The 6782-nt window shown below is 26.4% G+C and carries 7 protein-coding genes; 6 read left to right on the top strand and 1 reads right to left on the bottom strand.

Features of this window, described 5'->3' with window-relative positions; translation table 11 throughout:
* Window positions 1-76 precede the first annotated feature (76 nt).
* Window positions 77-898, top strand: coding sequence for a UTP--glucose-1-phosphate uridylyltransferase GalU (gene galU, locus AVBRAN12654_RS09035; protein WP_336614340.1), 822 nt, complete (start codon window positions 77-79; stop codon window positions 896-898).
* Window positions 895-2100 carry a glucose-6-phosphate isomerase gene (locus AVBRAN12654_RS09030; protein ID WP_214118248.1) on the top strand — a complete coding sequence of 402 codons (1206 nt, stop codon included), beginning with the start codon at window positions 895-897 and terminating at the stop codon, window positions 2098-2100. Before galU ends, AVBRAN12654_RS09030 begins: the two co-directional genes overlap by 4 nt.
* 46 nt (window positions 2101-2146) lie before the next feature.
* Here AVBRAN12654_RS09030 and AVBRAN12654_RS09025 read toward each other — a convergent pair whose 3' ends face one another.
* The gene (locus tag AVBRAN12654_RS09025; RefSeq protein WP_336614339.1) at window positions 2147-2776 is read right to left on the bottom strand and encodes a c-type cytochrome; all 630 of its coding nucleotides are present in this window, start codon (window positions 2774-2776) and stop codon (window positions 2147-2149) included.
* 168 nt (window positions 2777-2944) lie between these two features.
* Between AVBRAN12654_RS09025 and modA the strand changes: the two genes are divergently transcribed.
* The 4 genes from modA (at window position 2945) to AVBRAN12654_RS09005 (ending at window position 5548) form a co-directional block, all read left to right on the top strand.
* Window positions 2945-3637, top strand: a complete 693-nt coding sequence (gene modA / locus AVBRAN12654_RS09020; RefSeq protein ID WP_214118250.1) for a molybdate ABC transporter substrate-binding protein — start codon at window positions 2945-2947, stop codon at window positions 3635-3637.
* Window positions 3630-4304 carry an ATP-binding cassette domain-containing protein gene (locus tag AVBRAN12654_RS09015; RefSeq protein WP_214120508.1) on the top strand — a complete coding sequence of 225 codons (675 nt, stop codon included), beginning with the start codon at window positions 3630-3632 and terminating at the stop codon, window positions 4302-4304. Before modA ends, AVBRAN12654_RS09015 begins: the two co-directional genes overlap by 8 nt.
* Window positions 4292-4954 (top strand): molybdate ABC transporter permease subunit, encoded by a 663-nt coding sequence (modB, locus tag AVBRAN12654_RS09010; protein WP_336614338.1) that lies wholly within the window; start codon window positions 4292-4294, stop codon window positions 4952-4954. The genes AVBRAN12654_RS09015 and modB overlap by 13 nt, the downstream gene beginning before the upstream one ends.
* A 138-nt stretch (window positions 4955-5092) precedes the next feature.
* On the top strand, window positions 5093-5548 hold the full coding sequence (locus AVBRAN12654_RS09005; RefSeq protein WP_336614337.1) for a hypothetical protein: 456 nt from the start codon (window positions 5093-5095) through the stop codon (window positions 5546-5548).
* The last annotated feature ends 1234 nt before the right edge of the window (window positions 5549-6782 follow it).

The following is a 6782-nucleotide window of genomic DNA, read 5'->3' as shown; positions in this document are numbered from 1 at the left end:
AAAAATCCTTATGTAAATATAAATTAACGCATTATTGCTAAACTTTTTTAATATTTATTAGCAAAAAGGAAGAAAGATGATAAAAACTTGCATATTTCCAGCAGCAGGTTATGGAACTAGATTTTTACCTGCAACAAAAACTTTACCTAAAGAAATGCTACCTATTTTAGATAAGCCATTAATACACTATGCTATGGAAGAAGCTATTGAAGCAGGGCTTACAAATATAGGTATTATTACAGGCAGAACAAAAAGAGCTTTAGAAGATTATTTTGATATATCTTATGAAATTGAAGACGCAATAAAAGGCAGTGAAAAAGAAAAATTACTTGATGATGTTCGTAGGCAAATGGAAGTATGTAACTTCACATTTACTAGACAAAGAAAAATGAATGGATTAGGTGATGCGATAAATTGTGCTAAAAATATGGTTAGTAATGAACCTTTTGGGGTAATTTTAGCAGATGACTTGTGTGTAAATGATGCTTGTGGTGTAATGAGCCAAATGGTAAAAGCATATGAAAAATATCGTTGTAGTATTGTTGCACTTATGGAGGTTCCAAATAAAGATACTAAAAAATATGGGATTATTGAAGGCGTAAAATTAGAAGATAATATTTACAAAATCACAGATATGGTTGAAAAACCAGACCCAAAAGACGCAAAAACAAATCTAGCAATTATTGGAAGATATATTCTAACCTCTGATATTTTTGATATTTTAGATAATACCAAACCTGGTCGTGGTGGAGAAATTCAAATTACTGATGCTCTTAATACTCAAGCAAAAGAAGGTAGATGTATAGGATTAGTATTTAGTGGTCTTAGATTTGATTGTGGTAGTGTAGAAGGTTTTTTTGAGGCGACTCAATACTTTTATGAAAGAGATTACAAATGATTACCTATCAAGAGTATTTTGAAAAAACTTCGCAAGAAAACATAAGCCTTTATCTAAAAAGAATGAATGAAGAAAGGCAAAGTGGCGAAGTTGGGTTTTATGATTTGCCTTTAGAATTTGATTTAGGAATTTCAAAACTTCAAAAAGTAAAAGAAAAATTTGCTAACAAAAGTCATTTTATAGTTATTGGAATGGGTGGAAGTAGTGTTGGCACTAGGGCGATTACGAGTTTTTTGGGGATAAAAAATATTGATTATTTAGACAATGTTTCAAGCACTCTTTTTAATGAAATATTAGAAAAAATTGACCTTGAAAAAACGCTTTTCATACTAGTATCAAAATCTGGAAATACAATTGAATGTATAAGTTATTTTAGGATTTTGCTTGATGTTTTAGGTTTAAATGTAGATGATTTAAAGCATCACTTAATAGGAATTTGTATGCAAAATACCAAATTTTATGAGTTTTTAAAGACAAATGAAATAACACATTTTGATATAGAAGAAAATGTTAGCGGTAGATTTTCAGTGCTTAGTAATGTTGGACTTGTGCCGTTATTTTTAGCAGGGGCTAATGTTGATGAGCTTATCAAAGGTGCTAAAGATTGTATGAACGAGCAAAAAACAAAAGAACATATACTTAATCTAGCCTACACGCTAAGCACAAAAATGATAAATAAAAATTATGTTTTATTCACTTATTGTGAAGAATTACGCCATTTTAACGAATGGTTCGTTCAGCTTGTAGCCGAAAGTCTTGGGAAATTTAAAGAATATAAACGCGTAGGACTTACACCAATTAGTCTAATAGGACCAAAAGACCAGCATTCGTTTTTACAACTCATAATTGAAGGGCCAAAAGATAAATTCGTAGAATTTATCCGTATAAAACCAAATCCAAATAGCCCCAAAATAAAGCACATAAAAGGACTTGAAAATCTTGAAAATCAAAGCGTAGGACATAGTTTAGATGAGCTACTTTATGCTCAAAGCAAATCGTGTCTTGATGCGATAAAAGCTGAAGGGATAGAAACAAGTCTAATTGAGCTTGATGGCAAAAGTGCTTACAATATCGGATATTTAATATATTATTATGAGTTATTAGTTGGTGCTTGTGGGCTTATGATAGGCATTAGCACTTACGATCAACCTGGTGTTGAAAGTGCAAAAAAACTTCTAAAAATATTATTAACTACAAAATAATCATAAAATAAAATTAGGAATTTCAAATTCCTAATTTTTAATTATCTTATAAAGTCTTAATGTATTTAGCTAAAGCTTTAAAATCTTCATCATTTAGATTTTTTACTTGTAATTGCATAGTTTTTTGAGATTTACCGCCAAAAGTTCCCGCCTTATATCCACTTAAAGCTTCATAAATTTCGCTCTCGCTTAAAGTATTTATTACAACTTCAGCCCCAGGAGCTAATTTTTCTGCATTTTTTCCATGACAGGCAATACATTTTTTAAATAAAGTCGCCGCATCAGTTTTTAAAACATTTTCAACACTACTACTAGCCTTATCAATGCCATCAGTAATTGCTTTAGCTGCACTATCTGTGCTTTCTTTTATCGTATTTGCAACTTCATTGGTGCTTTCTTTTAAATTGTTAGCAACGCTTTTTGTAGTATCACTAATGCTATCTACTGCAGAATTTATCATAGGTTCAACTTGATTTGCAGCAGTATTTATATGTTCATCAACCTTTGTTGCCACATTATCTACAATTGTATCTATTTTCTTAGCCACTTCTTCAGTGCTTGATTTTACATTTTGACTAAGCTCTTGAGCTGATTTTTGCTCTTCTTTTTTATCATCACAACCTGTTTGAATTATTAAAGCACTAATTGCTGCTAAACTTAAAAATATTTTTTTCATATTTTCTCCTTAAATAAATTAAAAGGCAAAATACTAGCATTTTTTAATAATTGTAATATTAAAATAAAAAATTAATTTATTATATATTATTTTATATAATAAGCTTTTAAATTCAGTTTTATTAAAGATTTTTTAATATATAATTTTTTATATTTTAAAGGAGTAAGTATGAAAAAAGCATTATTATTTTTAAGTTTAAGTTCTTTTGCATTAGCAAATACTTTAAATATCGCAGCAGCTGCAAACATAAGCTATCCACTAAACGAATTAAAGCAAAAATTTGAAAAACTACACCCAGATATAAAACTTAATGTCAATACAGGTGCTAGTGGTAGCTTTAACGCACAAATTAAAAATGGAGCAAATTATGATGTATTCTTATCTGCAAATATGGAATTTGCTAAAGATTTAGAAGAATTAACTAAAAATCAAGCAATCACTTATGCAAAAGGAAAGCTAATATTATTTTCAGCTAAAAAAAAGCCTAATTTAGATGATTTAAAAACCGCATCTTGTATAGCTATAGCAAACCCAAACACAGCTCCTTATGGAAAAGCAGCTAAAGAAGTATTAAATCAAATTCCAAATAGTTCAAACATAATAACGGCTACAAATATTTCAGCAACATTACTACAAGCTACAAAAGCTTGTGATTATGCTTTTGTAGCAGCGTCTAGCGTAGAGCAAATTAAAGAATTGGGTTTTAGTGATGAAAACATATTAAAAATTGATGATAAATTATACGAACCAATTTTACAAGGTATGATAATTACAAGTAAAGAAAAAAATGCTAAAGTGTTTTATGATTTTATATTAAGCCCTGATGCAAAGGAAATTTTTAATAAATATGGCTATGAATGAGCTGGATTTAAAACACGATTTTAAAGACTTTAAAATAAATGCTAGATTAAGCTTTGATGATGGAGAAATTATCGCATTGTTTGGTGATAGCGGAAGTGGTAAAAGCACTATTTTAAAATTAATAGCTGGGCTTATTAATAAGCCTTTGCTAAAAGATATTGCTTTTTTATTTCAAGATTGCACATTATTTGATAATTTTAATGTATATGAAAATCTAGTTTTTACAAATACTAAAACTCTTTTAGATGATTTAAAATATATTTTTGGTAAAAAATTAGATAAAAATACAAGTAATTTTTACGATGAATTATTAAAGCTAGCTAATTTAGAAGAACACAAAACTAAAAAAATCAGCACTCTAAGCGGAGGGCAAAAACAAAGACTAGCATTAATTTGCGCCTTAAGTAAAAATGCAAAATATATATTATTAGACGAGCCTTTAAGCGCACTTGATGATAGTAACAAAATAGCACTTATAAAACTAATCAAAAAAATAAATCAAGACTACAAAAGAACAATTATTTTTGTATCTCATTCGTGTTTTGAAATAAATGCCCTTGCTGATAAAATATATTTTGTAAAAAATGGTAGTTTTGAAAAATGTCTTAATAAAGAAGAATTTTTTATAGAAAAAATCCAAAATAATGAGTTTTTATGCAAGAATTAACACCAATTTTCTTATCACTTAAGTTATCTTTCGTAACTACTATAATATTATTTTTTATTTGCTTATATCCTGCATTTTATCTAAGCCAAAAAGAGTTTTTTGGTAAAAAAATACTATTAAGCATAATTTCATTGCCACTTGTGCTACCCCCTACCGTTTTAGGCTTTTATTTATTGGTGCTATTAAGTCCTAATAATTATTTAGGGCAATTTTTGGCTAAATTTGATATTAAACTTGTTTTTAATTTTAAGGCTTTATTGATTGCTTCAATAATTTATTCTATGCCTTTTATGTTTAATCCTATTTATAGTGCGTTTAATGCTTTGCCCAAAAATCTTTTTGATAGAGCTAAATTACTTGAAAAATCTCAGGCTAACATAATATTTCGCCTTTGTTTGCCGCTAATAATCTCTAGTATAATAAGTGCTAGTGTTATGAGTTTTGCTCATACTATGGGAGAATTTGGTGTAGTAATGATGATAGGCGGTAGCGTAGCAGGAGAGACAAAAGTCGCTTCTATTGCCGTATTTGAAGCATTAGAAACACTAGATTTAAATAAAGCAAATGAGCTTAGTATAATATTATTAGCTATTTCTTTTATTATTTTATTTGCCTTACAATTTATAAAACAAAATAAATATAAATCCTAATTTAAATTCTTTAAACTAAAGAATAAATAATGATAAAAATTGAGAGTATAGAGAATATAATAATAGGTTAAAAGCTGTAGGGTAAAACTTAAAGGAAAGCTTATTTTTAAAATAAAATAAATAATATAGGAAAATATTATGCAAAACAACAATGAACCTATTTTTATAATGAATAGAAAAAAATCTTTTTTCGTATCTCTTTATTATATATTTGTTTTTATATGGAATTTAGCAACTTTACTGATTGGAATATGTTTTATAGATTTAGATAATTTTTTAGCAAATATTATTGGTTTTATTATAGTTGCTATTATACCTTATCATTTTTTTTGTGCAATTGATATTAAAACGGTTATTTGTTATGAAGATTTTTTCATAATTAAGAGAAAGTTTTGCACTCAAAAAGTTTGCTATAGAAAATTTAAAGATTATTGGTTTTTTACTTCTATTACTAATAATAATATAGTAGTTAGGTTTAAGAAGTTTCAATTTCCGATACATATAAATCAAAATATGTTTACACAAGATGAAATTAAAAATTTTATTGAAATTTTAGAAAAAAACAATATCAAGCGTTATAGTTGGTTTGATTAATTAAGTATTGTAAATACTACTGAAAGAATTTTATGAAACTAGTATTTCTTGCTATGATAGTTGTAGGATTTGCATTCTTATGTGAAGCTTACCCGTATAAAAAATTTAAGGCTAAACTTTTCTTTAAATGTGTATTTTGCTTTCGTTATTTTAAAGTAATTTCAAAAGAATATAAACCAAAAGATAAAAACCACATATATTATAATTTTATAGAAAATTTTCTTTATTATTTTAAATTTGTAATATTAGTTCTTTCATATACGCTTTTTTATTCTGGAATACTATTGTTATGCCTTACTCTAACCCTTTAGATTAAAAATTTATAAGCTATGTTATTAATCTAAAAAATTAATTTACTAATAGCTCATTTAAATCTAATAAGCAAGGCTAAGCCACTATTATAAATCTTATTTAATCATCACTAATTATATTAACACTATACCTACAATTCAATCAGTCACTAAATCCACTAATTTATAAGCTATTTTTTATTACACTAAAAAATACTACCGCAATCATTTCCTAAATCATCTTATAAAGCATTTTAGAAATAACTCTTATCAAACTACATTAAAAATATTTAAGATAAATTCCTATATTAAATAAAATAAAAAATTTATCTATCAATTTGTATTAAACCCACTACCCAACATCATTAAATCTATATTATCCACAGCTTATTTATTTCATTAAAAAGCTTTTAAAAACATTATTTATCCTGTAAATGTATAAATTTAGTTTGCATAGTTTGATTATTTAAATACTTTAAACCTATATAAAACTTAATCGACCCCCCCCTAACACTAAAAACTCATATCCTAATTATGTTTTATATGCGTAATAAATACTTTTATATAATAAATCTAATTAATTTAATTACTTAATAAGCTTAGGGTATTAACTTACTCTAAAGTATTTAATTAAGTTTAATTTTTATTACTTTAAATCACTAATTAAACTTAGCATAAAAATACTTTAGTATTAATTACTTATCTTCTAAAAACAACCTAAGCCCTAATTACTGCAAAAGAATTTAAATCCAAATTTTATATAAGCTTAATTTTTAAATACTTCGTTTTTTAAAAGCTTTGTTTTAAATAAACTTTATTTGATATAAACTTTGCTATACATAAACCTAGTTTTAAAAACTTCTTTTACAGAAACTTTGTTTTTTAAAAACTTTGTTTTACATAAACTCTATTTAAATAAACCTAATTGTATAAACACCCCATTC

Source organism: Campylobacter sp. RM12654 (assembly GCF_020137585.1).
Taxonomy (GTDB): Bacteria; Campylobacterota; Campylobacteria; order Campylobacterales; family Campylobacteraceae; genus Campylobacter_E.
Note: the sequence above shows the minus strand (reverse complement) of the source record. Positions and strands in the feature narration are given on the sequence as shown.